The organism is Pseudoalteromonas sp. AWH4_217 (genome assembly GCF_056161105.1).
Map to the genome: position 1 here is coordinate 172,613 of NZ_JBSWYM010000011.1, position 20,061 is coordinate 192,673.

The following is a 20,061-nucleotide window of genomic DNA, read 5'->3' on the forward strand; positions in this document are numbered from 1 at the left end:
TCCCGGCTCCTAGTTGATGATGCCTATTGTTTTTGATTCTTTAAAACTGGCCATATCCGATAAAATAAAGATGTCGCCCAGTTTGGCTCCTGAGGTAATTTGTAAATAGCGTCCGGCGTCTTCGCCAAACGTGACCTGCGCCCGATAAGCCGCATCGCCACTGTCATCCAGTTTGAACAAGGTTTGTGTCGACTGGGTTCTGACGTTGACCGGACGTTCGATATAAAGGGTATTTTCTAGTGCTTTAGTGAAGATTTTTGCATCGACACTGAGTTCAGGCCGCGCCGAGCTGGATAGCTCTGCAACAAATGCAACTTCGACCTCAACCATGCCATCCTGTACTTCTGGGGTAATGCGCTGTACTTTTGCAGCAACCTGATCGTTGCGAATTTTAACGGTTGCAGCCTGACCAATCTGAACGCGTTCAGCCTGCGACTGAGACACTTTGATCAGACCAACCAGGTCATCCTCACTGCCTACCAGCGCCAACTCCTGGCCTGCGATAACACTTTGACCCAGCTCAACCGGTGAGCGCTGCAAAATACCGCTCATGCCCGCTTTGACGGTTAGCCTGTTGACCCGATCCTGGATTGCCTGATGCTGGGCTTTTTGCTGTTCCATCTGACCTTCCTGAATGGCATAGGCCTGTTCGTGAACCAGTTTGAGCTGCGCCATCCGATTCTCTTGAATATCGATTGACTCTTGCAACTGCTCATATTCAAGTACAGTGGTGTTGTAGCTTAGTCGCGATACTATCCCTTTCTCTACCAGCTCAGTTTCGGCGGCTTTTTTCAGTGCCAGCTTTTTATACTCGGCACGCAGTTCGCTCAGCTTAGAGGATTCGGTAAGTAACTCTCGTTTATTGTCCAGTGCCAGGCGTTTGAGATTGGCTTCTTCTTTTGATAGTGCCATCAAAGAGCGTTCTAACTCTTGCTCCATTTCCGGGTTACTCATCCGTAAAATAACCGAATCCGGGGTGACCCGGGCGCCAGGCTTGAGTACCACTTCGTCAATGGTGGCAGGGTAGCGGGCAGTGATCAGCTTTTGGCTGTTTGATCTCAGTACACCAAAGCCGGTGATTTCAGCTTGCAACGTGCCCCGTTGCACTTGTGCTGTCACTATGTCGTTGCGTTGGATCTTGCGCTCGCCATCGGGTTTTAAGGCAACCCAGCCCAGGATCGAAACACACAGTAACGCGGCACCTGTCATCAGATACTTTTTATTCGATTGCTTTTTAGCTTTGTGTTTGACTACATCCATCTCTATTCCTTAAATGACGTTCCCGGGCCCTGTCGGGCCCGGCATTACGTTATGCGGTTTGCGCTTTAGTATCGTCAGCTTGCTGGTCCGGGCTGGCATCATCGTCATCATTGGCTTCGTCAATGTTGCGAATGTGCTTGTTCATAAAGCCCAGCACAGCAAATAGTACTGGCAGTGCCGCGAGCAGGATGAGCATTAAGCCAATACCACGACCCGGGCCGGTGCCAATGATTGGTCCGAAGAAGTTTGATACCGCATTCTCACTACGCATAACCGGCTCAAACACATAGTCGGCCAGAGGTCCGGCGAGGAAATCACCCAGCGGAATGGTAAATTGTGCAAACATCCTTCTCAGAGCAAACACACGTCCTTGCATTTTTGGTGGGATACGTGTTTGCCAGATAACCTGGCTACTGCCGTTAATGGTAGGAACACAAAACTGGAACAGGAACAGGCCTATCATAACGACCCAGATCATATTGCTCATACCCATGATGAACAGACAAATGCCCATGGCCAGACCGCCGAACAGAATACCGTTGATCTTGCGTTGCGGACCGCCACTCCATGCCAGGTAGCTGGCACCAACCAGCGAGCCGATACCGCCAACGGATAACACCAGACCTGTCTGCCAGTTTTCGGCAGTGAAGTTCACCATAGGAACAATGGAAATTGTGCCCATACTTACTACGAAGTTAACAAGGCAGAAAAATAATAGCAAATAGACGAGATCTTTTTGCTGGAACAGGTAGTTCCAGGCCACTTTGATCTCCTGCCACATGTTAGATTCTTCTTCTGCGCCCTCATAAGGTTCAGGTTTAGGGATTTTCACCAGTAGCAGGGTGCACAGGGCAAATACAAAGGTCACTAAATCAATGATGAAGATAGTGAACAGATCCACAAAGGCTAGCAGAGCGCCCGCTAACAGTGGTCCTGCAATCAGTGAGATAGAACCAATCATCTGCATCAGGCCCGATACCCGGCCATAATCCTTACGCTCAATCAGGGTAGTAATGGCTGCGATATTCGCCGGCCCCTGGAAGGCTGTGGCGATGGCAGAGATACCCACACCGATAAAGATGATCCACATGTTCAGCATGTCGAAGTAGAAACACGCTGCCAGACCAAGCGTGACCAATGCGCTGAGGGTATCAGCAAAAATCAAAATCAGCTTACGGTCGTAGCGGTCAACCAGTGCACCGATAATGGGAGAAAAAATAATGGCCGGCAGACCGGTTATCACGGCAACCATAGTAAAGCTGGTTACTGAGTCGGTTTCGCCCAGTAGCCAGATACCGACGGCAAAGCTGGTGATCCCTGAGCCCAGTACAGATACCATCTGTCCCAGCCACATAAGGTAGTAGGTTTTCATCCCACTACTGGAGTTTTTGATTGTCTCAAACATGGAAAAATCTCTTCATTATAATTGGTTATAGGTTGCAAGGATCTCTTTTAAACACGCTTCACAATGCTCAGCAAGGCGCGCTATTTTGGCTTCTTCAAACTGATTACTACTGAATTCCCAGCGCACACTCAGTTGGTTCTGCTTGATATAAACACCCACGGCAAGAGGACGCAGACGCTTGGTTTCTTTATCCAGACCATAGCCGCCGAAGCCATCTTCACGTTGTAACACGCGCAGATCGGCGACATTGTCATGGCCGAAGTAGTTAAAGAACACCTGAGGTTCAGGGACGGTATTAAAGTGGTCGATTAGCTCCTTATCTTTTGCCAGATAGCGCAGTACGCCATAGCCGATACCGCCGTTAGGAATGGCTCTGAGTTGTTCATTGATATATTTCATGGCACCAACCGGACTGCGGTTGTCGCCATAGCTGAGAAAAGCGGGGTAAATGGTATTGAACCAGCCCACGGTGCGAGACAAGTCGACGTCATCAAACAAAGGTTCACGACCATGACCGAGCAGGTCGATCATCAGACAGTTTGAGTCACACTCACGCATAAAGGCATAGACGATACTGGTCAGCAAAACACTGTCTATTTGTGCGCCCGTTACCTTAGTCACTTCTGTTGTCAGCAAGGTGGTTTCGGCTTCATCGAACTGCACATAAACACTTTGTGAAGAGGCCATGCTGTTGACGCCATCCGGGAAGTCCTTTGGCAAATCGGCGGCATGTTTACGCTCTTCGAGCATCCAGTAATCACGCTGCTTCAGGGCATCTTCCGACTGGCTCCACTGGGTCAGTTTCTCCACCCACTGAGCAAAGGAAGTGCCTTTTTTGGGCAGCTCCAGTGGCTCATCGCGACTGATCTGACGGTAGCAGGTTTCAAAATCATCTATGATGGTATGCCAGCTGCCAATATCCGCCAGCATAAAGTGGCCGATCAGGAACAGCATAGGTTTTTCACCTGGGCTTGCCGGGTACAGGATGGCGCGAAATAGCGGGCCATTGGCCAGGTCCATGGCAGTTGCTGTATCGAATATATGATAGTTAACCTGCTGTGCCAGCGTACGCTCTTGGGTTTCTTCAAGGCTTGCCAGCGTCAGTGGCGCCCTGGCTGGTAGTTCATCACCTATCAGCTGATGCTGACCAGACGCATCTGTGGTCAGGCGCATTCTCAACGTGTCGTGCTGTGCCATCACATGTAACAGAGACTGCTCAATTGCTGAAATATCAAAGTCTTTGTCTCTGGGTAGCAGGAATACACCCAGAGTGTGATATTCCGGATGAGTATGAGACAACTCCAGGAAGTGCTTTTGTGCCGGTGTCATAGCAACCGGGCCAACCACAGGCTCGACCTGACGCAGGATCTGCGTGGTCAATGATGCCTCGGCCAGGGCACGCACGGTTTTGTGCTGGAACACTTGCTTTGGCGTGATTTCGATATCAAACGGTTTGGCTTTGGCAACCAGGCGGATCACCAGTAGTGAGTCACCCCCCAGGCTGAAAAAGTCGTCGTCTATGCCCACTTGCGGCGTTTTAAGAATTTCGCTGTACAAGCGGCACAGCGTGGCCTGCAAGTCATTTTCCGGAGCACAGTAGGGCACTTTACTGCTCATCGCGCTCATGTCTGGTACCGGTAATGCGCGACGGTTCAGTTTACCGTTGGGCGTCAGAGGGATCTGCTTAAGGTATACAAATAAGCTGGGTACCATGTATTCGGGCAGCTTTTTCTTAAGGTGACGAACCAGCTGTTCCTGCTCCAATTCACCCGCAGCACTGCTGTAATAAGCGATGAGCTTTTTATCACTGCCAAATGTGTGCACCTGACAAACCGCTTGCTCTATGTCGTTGTGGCTGTTCAGTGTGCTTTCAATTTCGCCTAGCTCGATACGATAACCGCGCACTTTTACCTGATCATCGGCACGGCCCAGGAAGATGATTTTGCCGCTCGGGTCGTATTTGGCCAGGTCTTTGGTACGATACAGTCGCAGAGTCTGACCTTTATAGTCATGGCTGATAAATGCCTCGTCAGTCAGGTCATCACGATTGAGATAACCACGGGCAAGACAATCACCAGTGACGTACAGTTCGCCAGGTACGCCAGGCGGTACTGCCTGCATCTGGCTGTCGAGCAGCAACATTGTGACATTTTCAATCGGTTTACCTATGGTTACCGCACCGGTTTCTCCGTCACCACTTTCAATTCGGTGGCGTGAACACCATACGGTGGCTTCGGTAGGACCATAAAGGTTCCAGAATGACGAGGATTTAAGCAGCAGGTCTTCTGCCAGCTCAGGCGGGAGTGCTTCACCGCCACAGAGGATCCGCATGTCGCGTTTACCCTGCCAGCCCAGTTCCAGCATCATTCGCCAGGTCGATGGGGTGGCCTGCATTACGTCGATATCGTGGCGGTCAATCAATGCGATAAGCTGGGTTGGATCCAGCACTTGCTCTCGTTGTGCCAATACCACAGTGGCGCCGCTGATCAGGGGCATAAAGATCTCAAGCACCGCAATGTCAAAACAAATAGTGGTGCAGGCCAGCAGTTTCTCGCCTGTGCGCATGCCGGGTGCCTGCTGCATAGCAAACAGGAAGTTACTGACACTGTGATGTGGGATCATCACCCCTTTGGGGTTACCGGTCGAGCCGGATGTGAAAATCACATATGCCAGCAGGTCTAAATCATTGGCCACATCAAAGCTCAGCGCGATATCCGCATCCGGCTGCGGTGCAGCTGTGCTCAACAAGCCATCGGGCGTGATCAGAGTCAGCTGACTATACTGGCTGAATTTCTCACTGAGCGAGTCATTGGTGATCACATATTGTGTCTGAGCATTGTCCAGCATATAGCTGACCCGCTCTTTCGGATAGTCGGTATCAAGTGGAATATACGCAGCGCCGGTTTTCAAAATCGCCAGCATGGCGACTATCATAGACGCATTGCGGTGCGTGGCCATGGCCACAAAGTCACCCGCACGCACACCTTGCTGATAAAGGTGGTTCGCCAGGGCATTAGCACGGTTTTCTAACGCCTGATAGCTCAGGGTGAGGTCGCCATCGATGATGGCACTGGCATTGCGGGTACGGTTAACCTGCGCACTGACCAGCTGGTGTAGCGGCTGATGATCAAAGGTGTGTTGTGGCCCATCCTGCCATTGCTCTGTGATGGTCTGCTGCTGCTCCTGAGAGAGCAATGAAAACTGCTCAATTTTTTGTTCAGGCGCGGCTATCACGCGCTCCAGCAATAATGCAAAGTGACCGGCAAGTCGCTCAATCGACGCCATATCAAACAGATCAGTGTTGAACTCGACAAAGCCACTCAATGTATCTGACTGACTAAAGTAGAAGGTCAGATCCAGTTTGGACGTTTTGTTCTCCGAGCTCATGGGCGCAAACAGGGGTTGCTGCCCTGACGATGCCGGATTACCCATTGATGAGGTGGTGTTATCGAGGATCAGCATGACCTGGAAAATAGCGGCGCGGCTTAAATCCCGGGTCGGGTTTAACTCATCCACCAGTTTTTCAAATGACACGTCCTGATTAGCATAAGCATCAAGCAGCGTTTGCTTTTCCAGATCCAGCATCTGAGTGAAGCTTAGCTCGGGCTCCACCTGGGTGCGAAAGGCCAGAGTGTTGGTAAAAAAGCCCAGAGCCTGCGCCAGGGTGGGTTTTTCACGGTTGGCAATCAAGGTACCGATGGCAAAGTCGCTCTGACGCGTGTATTTGTGCAATAAAATGCGCAGTACACACAGCAGCAGGTTATAGGTCGTGATACCACGTTGCTCGCAAAACGCACGTACCCGTGCAGCCAGGTGTTCTTCCAGTGGCAGCCCGCAGGCATCGCCGTTAAAAGTGCGCTCGGCCGGGCGAGGGCGGTCGCAATACAGTTCAATCGGCGGAACGGCTTCGAGCTGTTTCAGCCAGTACTGCAGTTTGCTTTTCAGAGCTTCCTCTTGTTCAGGCATACGTTGCCAGCAGGCATAGTCAATATAGCTGGCCTGCGGTTTAGCAGGCTGCTCGCCTTTGCCCGACAGTGCGGCATAGGTTTGGTTGACATAGCGAATAAACAGATTGTGCGACCAGGCGTCAAATCCGATGTGGTGCACATTGACATACCAGATGTAGTGATCGCCGGCGAGCTTGAACAGGCGAGTGCGGAAGATGCCTTCGCGAGTAAGATCGAATGCGCGTTCGCAATCTTCCTCAATTTCTCTGAGCGCGTCCTGTTTGCCTTGCTCAAGAGTACGCTCTGAGAAATCGACAATGGGCAACACCCGATATTTGTCCTGCGCTTTGAGCTCATCCATGCTAAGGATGACCTGATGCGCTTCGCCCTGATCTTCGTCAAACCGACAGCGCAGAATGTCGTGATCTGCCAGGGTTTGCTCAACGGCCTGAGTAAAACTGTCCAGATCCAGCGGTTGTGTGCTCTGGTATAGCTGAGGAATGCTGTATTCCGGGCTCTCTGGTTCGTAGCGAGACAAGAACCAGATCCTTTGTTGTTCATGCGAGAGTGGAAAACGTTGCTGCGCTGCTTTAGCCACGACGGGAATGTCGTTGGCCACCGCTTTGGCTGCTTTGTTTTTTTCCGCAAGTTGTTGCAGTAACTTAGCCCGTTTTTCGGGGCTAAGTGCACTGAGTTTCTGTTGAATATCCATAATGCCTCATTGTTATTCTTGTTCTAGTTCCATCAGTAATGCAGCTAAATCGGCGTCATCCACCTGACTTAACTGTACTTGCTCAATGTGACTGCTGAGCTGGCTTACGCTCTGATAGGCCAGTACATCGGCAATCGTCAGGCTGCTCAGGCCAAATGCCTCGTTGAGTCCTGCGACCAGTTGCATGGCCAAAATAGAGTTGCCCCCGAGTTTAAAGAAGTTGTCACTGAGCCCGACTTTGTCCTGGCCGAGAATGTTCTGCCATAAGTCACAAATGGTTCGCTCTGTCTCACTTTGTGGTGCCTGGTAGGGCATTAACTGGGTGAGCTGATAGCGACCCAGTGCCTTTTTATCGACTTTACCGCTGGGCGTCAGTGGCAGAGTGTCCAGTGCTATCAGATGAGTCGGCACCATAAAGTGAGGGAGCTGAGCTGATAAACCGGTGACCAGCTGCGTTTCTTCCAATGTGCTCTGGGCGACATAGAACGCCGCCAGCACAGGCTCGGTCTGGGTCTGGTTGATGACCACAGCACACTGACTGACACCGCTTTGCCGTTCAAGTACCGCTTCAATTTCCTGAAGCTCGATACGGTAGCCACGCAGCTTCACTTGATCATCCAGGCGCTGCAGGTAAGCCAGTTCACCATTGCCAAGCTGACGAACTAAATCTCCGGTCAGATAGGCATCGACAGGTTGGCCATCAATATCCAGGGTAACGAACTTCTCGGCATTCAGCTCAGGGCGGTCACGGTAACCCATGGCCACACCCTGGCCCGCGATAGCCAGTTGTCCCATTGCACCAAAGCGTGCCAGCTGATTATGCTCATTCAGCACATACAACTGGGTATTGTGGATCGGGCAACCTATGGTCACGCGCTCACCGGGCTGGATCTGTTTGATGCTGGACCAGACGGTGGTTTCTGTCGGGCCGTACATGTTCCACAGTGCCTGATTATCTTGTACTAATTGTTGTGCCAGTGCATCGGGCAGAGCTTCACCACCAACCAGACAAGTGAGGTTAGACTTGCCTTGCCAGTTTGCGCTATACAGCAGACGCCAGGTGGCGGGCGTGCCCTGCATCAGGGTAATATCCTGCTGTGTAATCAGGGCACAAAGTTGTGCGCCATCTTTGCTTTGTACATCGTTCGCCAGTACCAAAGTGGCACCACAGTACAGTGGCAAGAAAAGTTCCAGCACAGAAATATCAAAGGAGTAGGGGGTAATGGCCAGCAGCTTGTCTGTGGCGGTGCACCCTGGTTTTTCAGCCATTGCGTACAAGAAGTTATTCATGTTGGCACGGCTGATATCAACCCCCTTAGGCAGACCCGTTGAACCCGAAGTGTAGATACAATAGGCCTGATTTTCAGGGCGATACTCAGGTGTTGTTAATGCACAGGTGGCCGCATCGAGCTGATTGATGTCAACAAGCTGGCAGTCTGCGCCAAGGCTAAAGCCGGACTCTGTGCTATCGCTGAGTACAAATCTGACCCCCGCATCCGTTGCAATAAAGCTCAGGCGTTCGCTGGGGTAGTCGGGATCCAGTGGCAGATAGGCTGCACCACAATGAAAAATGGCAAGCAGGCTGATCAGTAAGTCTCCCTGGCGTGGCAGTGAGACCGCGATAAGGTCGCCCGGTTGTATGCCAAGCTGGTGGAGTTGCATGGCACGCGTTTCAACCGCCTGCTGTAGTGCTTCATAGCTCCATTGTGCTTCGCCACAGATAAGCGCAGTCTGCTGCGGGTGCTGCGCGGCGTGGTGCGCCAGCTGTGCCAGTAAGTCAGGGATCTGCGCAGGGGCAATGGCTGTTCCTTGCGGCAGATTTGCCAAAGTGTCTGACTGAGCTGTGCTTTCTAATGTCTCTACCGAGCCGTCAAGGCTGCTCGCCAGCTGCGTCATAATCGCAATATAGCGTGCACGCAGCAAAGCGATAGTATCGGCAGAGAATAACTCTTCGCTGTATTCCAGGTGCCCTTTTATCCCCGCAGGAGAGGCGACCAGAGTTAAGGTCAGGTCAAATCTGGCGGTGTCATTGGGCGTATCCGGCAAAGACAGTGTCAGCGTATCCGTGATGGGGTGTGACTGCTCCGCGCTGCTGCTTAAAAAGTTAAAGAATACCTGAAATAGCGGGTTGTAATTTAAAGCCCGGTCGACGTCCAGTAACTGGACTAACGATTGTAACGGCAGGCTCTGGTTGTCAAACCCAGACAAGATGCGTTCCTGCGTTTGTGTTAGCAGCTCAGTCAGAGTTTGCTCAGGCGTCAGTGTCATGCGAATTGGCAGGGAATTAACAAATAATCCCACAACCTGATCCAGCTGATGGCCCGGGCGTCCGGAAACCGGAATGCCAATGGCGAAATCCTGCTGTCTCGATTGCTCTTGCAATAACAGTGCAAAGGCGCACAGAGACAAGGTATATAAAGAGACGCCAGCGCGGCTTGCCTGCTGTTCCAGCTGCTGACTTTGCGCCGCTGGCAGCGTCAACTCTAGACGACTTCCCCGGAAGCTGGGACGGGCCGGGCGAGGTGCATCGAGCGGCAAGTCCAGAGTATGCGGCATACCGTTTAACGCATCGAGCCAGTATTGCTGGCTGTGTGCTAAAAATGTCTGGCCCTGCTCAGTATGCTGCCAGTGAGCGTAATCCAGTAACTGCACCGTCAATTGATCTGGCTGCCAGTGATTGCCCCGAAGCTGCTGATAATAACAGGCGGTCAGTTCTTTGATCAGCACATCCATCGAGGCGCCATCGCAGAGAATATGGTGGATCACTAACCCCAGCCAGTGACGGCCATCCTCTAGCTGATACAAGACCCAGCAGTAGGCTGGTTTGGCCAAATTGAACTTCTGCTTGAGCAGAGTATGAAAGTGCGCTTTTGCCTCTGTTTCATTCAGTTGCAGCGTTTGTAAAGGCAGCTCAACGGTATTGAGCACTTGCTGGCGGGCCTCGCCCTGATGCTCAACAAAGCAGGTGCGCAGAGCTTCGTGCCTGGCTGTCAGGGCTTGCAGTGTGCTGATGAGTACGGTTTTATCCAGCGGGCCATCAAGCTGCACTAACAGCGGCATATTGTACAGTCCGGCTTCACCGGCATATGCATCCAGCACATACATCTGTTGCTGGCTGTGAGTCAGGGTGCCTGCCTCTGTGCGAGAAACCGGTTGCAGTGCACTCATGCGCTGCTCTGTTTGCTGCTGCTCCAGCAATTGCGCTTGCTGTGCGATACTTGGCGCTGCGAAAAACTGCTTCAGCGTGAGTTCTTTATCTAACTGCTGCGTGATCTGACTGAGCACCTTGAGTGCTGCCAGTGAGTGACCCCCTTGCAGGAAAAAACTGGTTTCACAACAGAGCCCGGTCTTATTCAGTACCGTCTGCCAGATGGTCAGCAACGTCGCCTCAAGCTGCGAATTGGGCGCAGCACGCTGAGTCAGTGCGTTAACCACATCGGCTTTAGGCAGGGCTTTTTTATCAATTTTCCCCCGTGCGGTCAGCGGCAGCGCATCAAGTTGAATAATGTGCTCAGGGAGCATATAAGCGGGTAAAGTCTGAGCCAGCACATAGTTGAGCTTGTCTTGCTGTAACTGTGCCTGACTGACGACATACGCAACCAGGGTTGGCTGAGGTGCTTGTTGCACTACGCAAATACTGGCGGTCACACCAGTGATGTTGTTTAGCTGACGGCTGATTTCTTCCAGCTCAATCCGGTAGCCCCGGAATTTCACTTGCTCGTCAATGCGGCCTTTGAAATAGAGCAGCCCCTGTTGATCGTAATATGCCTGGTCGCCCGTTGCATACAAGCGTTGCTCGAGCAGAGGGTGGACAGCAAATTTTTCGGCGCTTACCTCTGGCAGGTTTTGATAACCTTGCGCCAGGTTGTCACCACCAATATAGAGCTGGCCAAGCACATAAGGTGCAACCGCATGACCCTGCTGGTCCAGCACATAGACCTGGCTGTGTGGCAGCGCAGAGCCAATTGGTACTGGCGAGCGGTGAATATCAAGCTGATTGACTTCGTGGGCACTGCAGCTGATAGTGGCTTCACTCGGTCCGTAGGCATTGATAAAGCGTTGGGTTTTGGGGTTGGCCAGCGCGAACCAGTTGGCAACGGTGCGATTTTGCAGTTGTTCAGTGCCGGTTACGACCAGTTTGATCTCACTTGGCAGCGGCTGATCTGCATGACGCAGTTGCTCCATCCAGGCATGCAAATAGCCCGTCGGCAGGCTCAGATGATTGAGTTCGTAGCGCGCAATCAGATCACCCAAATCGGCAAAAGAGGGGGTGTCTTTTGCCGGACGCAGCACGACCTGACCACCGTGATACAGGATCGGGAAAAACTCTTCCAGTGCCAGGTCAAATGACAATACCGAAAATTGCAGCGCTCTGGTATGCGCCCCCAGGTGATAGAGCCCGGCAACCGCCTGACAGTGGTTATTGAGCGCTTGTCTGGTTACGCGCACCCCTTTGGGCGTGCCCGTAGAGCCTGAGGTATATACCAGATAACCCAGTTCAGGATCTGTGCTCGCCTGTGTATTAAGCACGGTCAGTGCAAGCTGGTTTGTGTCATCAGTTAACATTACGCTTGCCTGAGCATCCCGGGCAATAAACTCGCGCCGTGACTGAGGTAAAGCAGGGTCAATGACAACGAAGGCACAATGGGCAAACTGGGCCGCCAGCATGGCTATCACGCAATGGTAGCTTTGCTCACAGCTAATGGCGACGGTCTGTCCGGTCTGTGCAACAGAGCGCAGCTCACTGCTGACGCTGCGCACCACCTGGAGTAACTGGGTATAAGTAAGGCTGGTATCCTGATCCGGTTGTACGCCGGGCGCAACCAGTGCAATGGACTCTCCCTGATGCTCAGATAACGCGATGAGTCGCTCACTGAAGCAGGGCACCAGATGTGATGGCTGAGACTGATTCAGCAGCGCCGACTGTTGTGCATAATCGAAGCTGCTAAGCTCACCAATAGTGCACTCAGAGCGGGTCAGCATCACATTGATGATAGCGGCGAGCTGGTGCTGCCACTGACGCACTTGCTCTTTCGTAAACAGCGCCGTGCGGAATTCAAAGTAGCCGCTAAACGTGTCACTGCTTTGCTGAATTTCCAGCGTCACATCCAGTTTGCTGTAGTGTCTTTGTACCGGGTAGGGCTGCCAAATTGGCGCTTCCTCAGAGTTTGATGGCGTGCTGCTGCCCAGGTTATTAAATGAAAACATCACCTGGAACAGCGGATTCGTGCCACTGTCACGATCTGCCCCGAGCAAATCGACCAGTCGCTCAACCGTGACCTGGTTACATTGCAGATCCTGATAGAAATGCTGCTGCAACCGGGAAATAAAAGCGCTAACCGGTGTGTTTGCGCTCACGCCTGCAGGGATCAGTAAGGTGTTGGCAAAGTTGCCCACCATAGCGCGTTGCTGCTGATTGGCTCGTGCCAGCTCAGGCATGCCCACAATAAAATTATGCTGACCGGTCAGCTTATGTAGTAACAACTGATACGCAGCAAGAAAGAACACACATGGCGTGATAGCAAGTTGCTGGCAGCAAACAGTGATTTGCTTGCTGAGCGCGTTATCAAAGCTGAAGTTGACATAACTGCCTTGCTGTAAATCCTGCTCCGGTGATGCTGGGTTGAGCGCCAGAGATAAAGTATGCTCAGTGTCTGCAAGGCGGCTCAGCCAGTATTGTTCCATTGCGCTGCGGTCGCCGCTTTGGGTGGCGAGTAACTGAGTAAGCGTGTAAGCGGGCTCTGTCGGTACACTTACAGCACCCGAGTACAGAGCCATAATGGCGCGTTCTACCATCACCACTGAATAACCGTCCAGCGCAATATGGTGGAAACACAAGGTCAGCACGTATTCGTCTGCGGCCTCAGTGTTATGGAATAACCTGAACCGACACGGGTACTGACGACTGAGCTCAAACGGCACTTTTGCCTCGGCTTCAATCGCGTGCTTCATTTCGCTCGCAGAGTTCACCGGCACCTGCTCAAACGGGACCTTTTCCAGAGGCTGACTGAATTGCCTGGGCTCGTCTTTGACCATCACAAATTTACTGGTCAGAGCCGGGTGTTGGTGCATGACAGCGGCAATTGCCTGTTGCAATGCCGCGGTATCTGGTCTGCCAGCAAAGCGGTAGGCACGAAAAATATTATTCATGCCGCTGGTGGCATCCAGCTGATGACTGAACCAGAAGCGTTGCTGCTTATCGCTCAGTCCCAGCAGGGCCAGACCCGCCTTTTGCTGTTGCAGTTGTTTCAGTCGCGCGAGTTTTTCCGCGCGGCTCAGAGTCGAGGCTGTCATCCTAGCTTTCCTCGCCATCCATCGCAGCCAGCAAGGCATCCAGTTCCTGATCGGACAGTTGCTCGTCGATTTCAGCCTGTTCCGGTGTATTGACAGGATCCGCTGCCTGAGGTGCACTCTGCTGCTCGTCCAGTTTGCGGACCAGCTGAGCGACCGTAGGGGCAGTGAACAGGTCAACCAGAGTGAGATGTGCCTGTAGCTGCTCTTCGATGTTGGCAATGACTTTGACTGCGACCAGCGAGTGGCCACCCAGCATAAAGAAGTTGTCGTTACAGCCAACCTGCTCCAGCCCCAGGGCTTGTGCAAAGATAGCGCACAGTGTCTGCTCACGTTCAGTCTGTGGTGCCACAAACTGCGCCAGCTTACTGCGTACATCAATCGGGTTCGCCTCAATAATGGCATTGCGATCCAGTTTACCATTGCTGGTTAACGGGAACTGCTCCGCTTTAACGAAGAAATCCGGGATCTGGAAGCCCATCAGCGCAGACTGACAGTGATCCAGCAATGCGTCGTCCAGGTTCTTGTCTGCCTGATAATACGCGGCCAGATGTTGATTATCTTCACCAGTTACGGCCACACATACGGCTTGTACGTCAGGGTGCTGACCTATCACCTCTTCAATTTCATTGAGTTCAACCCTGAAACCACGCACCTTGACCTGGTTGTCGTTACGGCCGATAAACTCAAGCTGTCCCTGGGCATTTTCGCGCACCATATCGCCACTGCGATACAAGCGAACGTTGCGTTCAATCCCATGCAGTTTAAAGGTATGAGTGACAAAGCGTTGTGCGTTGAGCTCATTATCCAGATATCCCTGAGACAGTCCCAGTCCGGCCAGATACAACTCACCAATGCCACCTTGTGGTACACACTGGCCTTGCGCATCCAGCACAAACCCTTCGCTTCCTTTGATGGCTGTACCAATGGGCACTGAGCGTGACAGCGCAGTGGCTTCGAGGACGTCGGCTGTGAGTTGCTGACAGTATGAGAAAGTGGTGTTTTCTGTCGGTCCATAGCCATTGATCAGGGTGCAGTGCGGATTGTGCTCCACAAACTTTTGCACTTTGTCCCGAGACAGCACGTCACCACCGGCCAGCAAATAACGCAGCGAGGCGGGCAGGGCCGTTTGTTGTGCTTCAGCCAACTGATGGAACAGGCCTGCGGTTAACCACATATGGCTGATGTTGTGGGTGTTCAGGTAATCCTGATACTGAGCCAGAGACAGACGCTTCTGCGCTGGCACAACCAAAGTGCCGCCATTGAGCAGTGGTGCATAGATCTCAAGTGTGGAAGCATCAAAGTACTGAGACGAGTGCTGCAGCCATACGTCTTCACTGCCCAGGGCAATGAAATCAGGGTGTTCTACCAGACGCAGTATCCCGGCTTGCGGAATGCGAACCCCTTTGGGTTTGCCCGTAGAGCCCGAGGTGTACATGATGTATGCCGTCGAGTCCTGAGTACCTAAATCCAGCAATGGCGCATCAGACATATCGGCAATTTCGCTGACATGTACCAGGTTGAACCGCTCTGCCAGTGTCAGTGCCTGTTGATCGGTCACAATCACCGGGCTGGCATTTAGCTGTGCCAGGTCATCGAGCATTGTTTGGGTACGGATTTCACCGCTGTCCAGGTCGATAGGCATATAACTCGCACCCAGACGAGCCGCCGCGAGCATGGCAGCATAGAGTTCAAAGCCGGGTTTAAGTACCAGACCCAGAGTATCACCCGCAGTAACCTGTGCCTGTAGTGCTGCGGCTATGCTGGCAGAGCGCTGTTGCAATGCCAGGTAGCTGTACTCGGTTGAGTCTGCATCAATAACAGCTGTGTTATTCGGGTATTGCGAAACCTGGCGGTCGAACAGGGCTGCAACCGACGGTGACAGCTGTGATGCGAGCTCATCTTCGTTCATCAGCAGCTGACTGGCAGAGCTGGCATTGATGGCCGTCAGCTGGTCAATAGGTTGATCCGGGTTTTGGGTCAGGTTAGCCAGCAGATGCATGAAGTTAGCCACCATTTCCTGCATGGTTTCTTTGGCAAACAGATCGGTACTGTATTCCCAGGTCATAACTGCTGCCGCGCGTCGTGATGTAGTTTGTCCTACGCGTTGCTCTGCATGCGGCGCGACTATGATGTTCAGGTCCAGCTTGGCCGATTTGTTGGTGTTAACCAGGCCATTGACCTGTAAGCCACCAAAGTCTGGCTCAGGGACTTCCGCGTCATGGAAACTGAACATAGTCTGGAACAAGGGGTTGGCCTGTCCCATACGCTCAGGGCTGAGTTTCTGAACCAGTTGTTCAAATGGCATGTCCTGATAAGCATAGGCATCTAGACAGGTCTTACGCACGCGCTGCAGCAACTCAAGGAAGCTTGGGTTACCTTCCAGGCTGGTACGTAGCACGATGCTGTTAACCATCATACCCATGATAGGGTGCAGCTCGGGTGCGGTACGTGACGCCGTACCGGCACCGATATTAATGTCAGTCTGGCCACTATATTTGTGCAGTAACACATAGTACGCGGCGATCATGGTCATATATAAGGTGAAGCCATTTTCGCGCGCAAACGTACGCAGTGATTCATACAGTTCAAAGTCCAGGTTGAACATGAGTGAGTCACCTCTAAACGACGGCTCCAGCGGGCGTGGATAGTCATAAGGCAACTCCAGTGCTGGCGGTAAATCTGCCAGCTTGTCCAGCCAGTATTGCTCCATTTCTTCGTAGTAGGCACCAGACATCACTTCACGTTGCCACAAACAGAAGTCGGCATAAGTGAATTTAAGCGGCGCCATTGAATGGGCTTTACCTGCCAGTTTGGCCTCGTAGATGGCGTGCAGTTCTTTGGTGAAAATACCCACAGACCAGCCATCGTGGATCAGGTGGTGCTCAACCTGTAGCAGGCAGTGAGAATCTTCAGCCAGTTTGATCAGTTTCCAGCGGATCAGTGGCAGCTGAGTAATGTCGAATGGCTTCTGAGTCAGTTTAGGAAGTAACTCATCCAATTCTGCTCGTTGTTGTTCTTCGCTCAGGTGACTCATGTCCAGCGGGGTCAGGTCGACTTTGAACGGACTTTCGATGCGCTGATAAGGCACACCATCGTCATCGTGGAAAGTACTGAACCACAGCGCATGACGGGCAACGATCTCTTCGAGCGTTTCTTCCAGGTAAGTGATGTTCAATGGACCGTCGAGATAGAAGGTCATCTGGAAGTTATAGGCCGTATTGGTTTTCTGTAATTGCTGCAGGAACCATACGCGTTCCTGCTGGAACGACAAGGGGTAGCGGTCCAGCTCCGGACGATGTGTCAGGCTGGGTAGCAGTTGCTGGCTGCTCTCGCTGTTACGCGCTTTCTGGGCGATCAGCTGAGCCTGTGCTGCCAGTGTTGGATAATCAAAGATCTCGCTGAAATTCAGTTTTACGCGGAAAACATCTTTAATTTTTGCCAGCAGTTTGATGGTCAGAATTGAGTGACCTCCCAAACGGAAGAAGTGGCTGTCTTCGCTCAGTGTCTCCGGAGAGAGTAACTGCTGCCAGATCACCGCCAGTGAATTGAGGTAGTGATCCTCGAAATCGATTGTGACTGCTTTGCGCTCCAGTGCAGGCAGTTTTTTCCGGTCATATTTACCGGTAATGGTTTTGGGAATATGTGGTAACTGCATCCAGTGACTGGGCACCATATAATCAGGCAGTCGCTCTGTCAGTGCTTCACGCAGTGACGCCGAGTCACACTCCACCGCCGCGGTGTAGTAAGCCGCCAGTTCCTGAGCACCCTGGTCGTTATCGACAACAACCAGGACCACTTCTGAAATGTCCTCCAGCTGCGCCAGGGCATGTTCAATTTCACCCAGCTCAACGCGGTAGCCGCGGATTTTGACCTGGTGGTCTTTACGGCCTGCATAGTAGAGCACGCCCTTTTTGATATAACCCAGATCGCCACTGAGGTAGCAGCGGCCAAGTTGTGGGTGCGCAACAAACGCGGCATCGGTCAGCTCACGCTGGTTCAGATATTCCCGTGCCAGACCGGCACCCGATATGGCAATCTCACCTAAAAATCCTTCCGGCAGACAGTGCAGAGACTGGCTCAGGATATGACAGGCGGCGTTGTCGATGGCACGACCGATAGGCAAACGGGCGAGGGTCAGATGTGACTCATCCAGCTTGATTCGAGTGGTGACCACGGTCGCTTCTGTCGGGCCGTAAGTGTTGAATAAGTCAATGTTCAGCTGGTGTTGCTGGCAGAAGGTGTGCCAGGCGCTGAAGCTTTGCTGGGTGAGCTCTTCGCCGCCGACAATTACTGTCTTCACTGATGCAGGCAGTGGCTGCTCAAGGGTGTTACTCCAGGCAATAAAGAATGCGGTTGGGAAGTTCAGGATACTCAGGTTATGGGCAGTAATAAAGTCGATGAATGCCTGTGGATCAGCCATGATGGCATCGTTTCGTAACACCAGTTTGGCACCCGCAAATAAGGTGGGGTAGATCTCTTCAACGGCGGTATCAAAGCTCACTGAAGCGAACTGCAAAGCACTGCTTTGAGGCGTAATTTCGTAGCACTCTATCGCTGACAAAGTGTGGTTTAGCAACGCGCTGCGTGGCACACTTACCCCTTTCGGGTTACCGGTAGAGCCAGAGGTATAAATGACGTAGGCTTCTGCCGTGTCTTCAACGTCTGCTGCCAGCAGTGTATCGGCATGTATGGATGTGACTTGTTCTGCACTCAGACAAGGTAGCTGACTATCGACGGCGACATTGGTGATCAACAGGGCCGGTTTCGCATCATCACAAATAAATGCCTGTCGGCTTGCTGGCATTTTAGGGTCAAGCGGAATATAGCTGGCACCAATGCGCAGGGTTGCCAGTGTTGCGACGATAAAAGGTAATCCTCTGTCGAGTGCAATGGCGACGCGCTGTCCTGCTGTAATACCTTGTGCCTGCAATTGTTGAGCGCAGCCATTGATAAGTGTATTCAGTTCGCGATATGAGACTGACTGTTCTCCATCCTCGATTGCAATGGATTCGCCCGGTTCACCCAGCTTGGCCAAATGTGCGTGCAGATGGTTGTTTTCCCATTGAGTGCTAAGATCCGCCGCTGGCATAGCCGTCAGCACATCCTGGCTGTAAGGGTCCAACTGGGTCAGCGACTGCTGAGCTTGTTCAACACAGTTCAGCAGGAAAGTCTTGTAAAAGTCCAGCAACGCCTGAATATGCGCAGCGCTGTAATGCTTGGACTGATAACTGGCGTGCACACTGAGTGCGCCCGATGCCATGACATACAGCGTCAGTGGATAGTGGCTCTGTTCATAACCCACCACTTGCTGCATTGGAGCTTGCTGCGCATCTGATTGTTCATCACTGACCAGACGCTTAGGGAAGTTTTGGAAAATAAACAGAGTAGAAAACAAATGCTCAGTGATCGGCATTTTGACCGCTTGTTTAATTTGCTCCAAAGAGACATGGGCATGATCCCATGATGCCACTAGAGTGCTCTGGAATTGTTTCAGCCAGCTGGTGAAGTCGCTATGTTGCTGTGCATCAATACGGATTGGCAGGGCATTACTGAAAAAGCCTGCAATGCTTTCCATGTTAGGCACCTGGTGCGGGCGACCTGCGACAACCGAACCAATGACGGCATCTTCACGTCTGCTGACCTGAGCTTCAAACAAGCCAAATGCGCCCAGCATCAGGGCATTTAATGTCACCCCCTGGCGCTGACAAAAATCGTTGAGCGTTGAAAATTCTTGCTCGCTGAAACTGAGCTTTGCCTGAGAGTTTTGTTGACTGACCTGCTCGGCCGCAAACCCCTGCAATTTGAGCGGAGCACTTGATTGCGGCTCTCCCAGATGAGTATACCAGTGGCCTAAAGACTGTTTGGTGTCCTGCGCCAGCAGCCATTTAACGTAGTCTTTGTACTGACCTCCCTGAGGAAGCGCCACAGCTGAACCCTGAAGCAGCTGGGATACAGCCAGTTCGAGCTGATTGGTGATCAGCGCCATGGACCATCCATCCAGTTGCAAGTGGGTGAAGTTAAAGGTCATCAGGTTATGCTCAGGGAGCAAATAATAGTCCACCCAGACAGGGGGCACTTTGCCTAACTCAAGCGGTTTGCGGCGACTCTGCGCGCTATGTTCTAAGACGCTCTGCTCGGCCTGCTGTTCGCTCATTGCACTGAAATCGTGCTGATGCCACGGCAGGGCGTACTGACCCAGCACAGCTTGCAACGGCTGAGACTTGTTTTCCCAGCTGTACACTGAACGTAGTACAGGGTTGTGGTCAACGACGGCCTGCCAGGCTTGTTGCAAGATCTCTACCCGGGTCTCCTTTGCAACGATGAGGTTGAGCTGCTCTCGGTAGTTCTCGTCTGACTCTGTTGCATTAACCAGGTAAAACAACATGCCTCGTTGGGTTGCCGAAAGCGGGTACACAGCTTGTATTTCTTTGACAGAACTCATG

The 20,061-nt window shown here is 52.3% G+C and carries 5 protein-coding genes; all 5 read right to left on the reverse strand.

Annotated features, from left to right (window positions below; all coding sequences use genetic code 11):
- Nucleotides 1-9: 9 nt before the first annotated feature.
- The 5 genes from ACXAH1_RS15360 to ACXAH1_RS15380 are packed head-to-tail and all read right to left on the reverse strand — an operon-like array spanning nt 10 to nt 20,060.
- Nucleotides 10-1,260 carry an HlyD family secretion protein gene (locus ACXAH1_RS15360; protein ID WP_475197805.1) on the reverse strand — a complete coding sequence of 417 codons (1,251 nt, stop codon included), beginning with the start codon at nt 1,258-1,260 and terminating at the stop codon, nt 10-12.
- Nucleotides 1,261-1,309: 49 nt separating this feature from the next.
- Nucleotides 1,310-2,665, reverse strand: coding sequence for an MFS transporter (locus ACXAH1_RS15365; RefSeq protein ID WP_475197807.1), 1,356 nt, complete (start codon nt 2,663-2,665; stop codon nt 1,310-1,312).
- A gap of 15 nt (nt 2,666-2,680) precedes the next feature.
- Complete coding sequence (locus ACXAH1_RS15370; RefSeq protein ID WP_475197809.1) at nt 2,681-7,324, reverse strand: amino acid adenylation domain-containing protein; 4,644 nt, start codon at nt 7,322-7,324, stop codon at nt 2,681-2,683.
- 12 nt (nt 7,325-7,336) lie between these two features.
- Nucleotides 7,337-13,618 (reverse strand): amino acid adenylation domain-containing protein, encoded by a 6,282-nt coding sequence (locus tag ACXAH1_RS15375; RefSeq protein WP_475197811.1) that lies wholly within the window; start codon nt 13,616-13,618, stop codon nt 7,337-7,339.
- Between the two features lies 1 nt (nt 13,619).
- Complete coding sequence (locus tag ACXAH1_RS15380) at nt 13,620-20,060, reverse strand: amino acid adenylation domain-containing protein (RefSeq protein ID WP_475197812.1); 6,441 nt, start codon at nt 20,058-20,060, stop codon at nt 13,620-13,622.
- Nucleotide 20,061 lies beyond the last annotated feature (1 nt).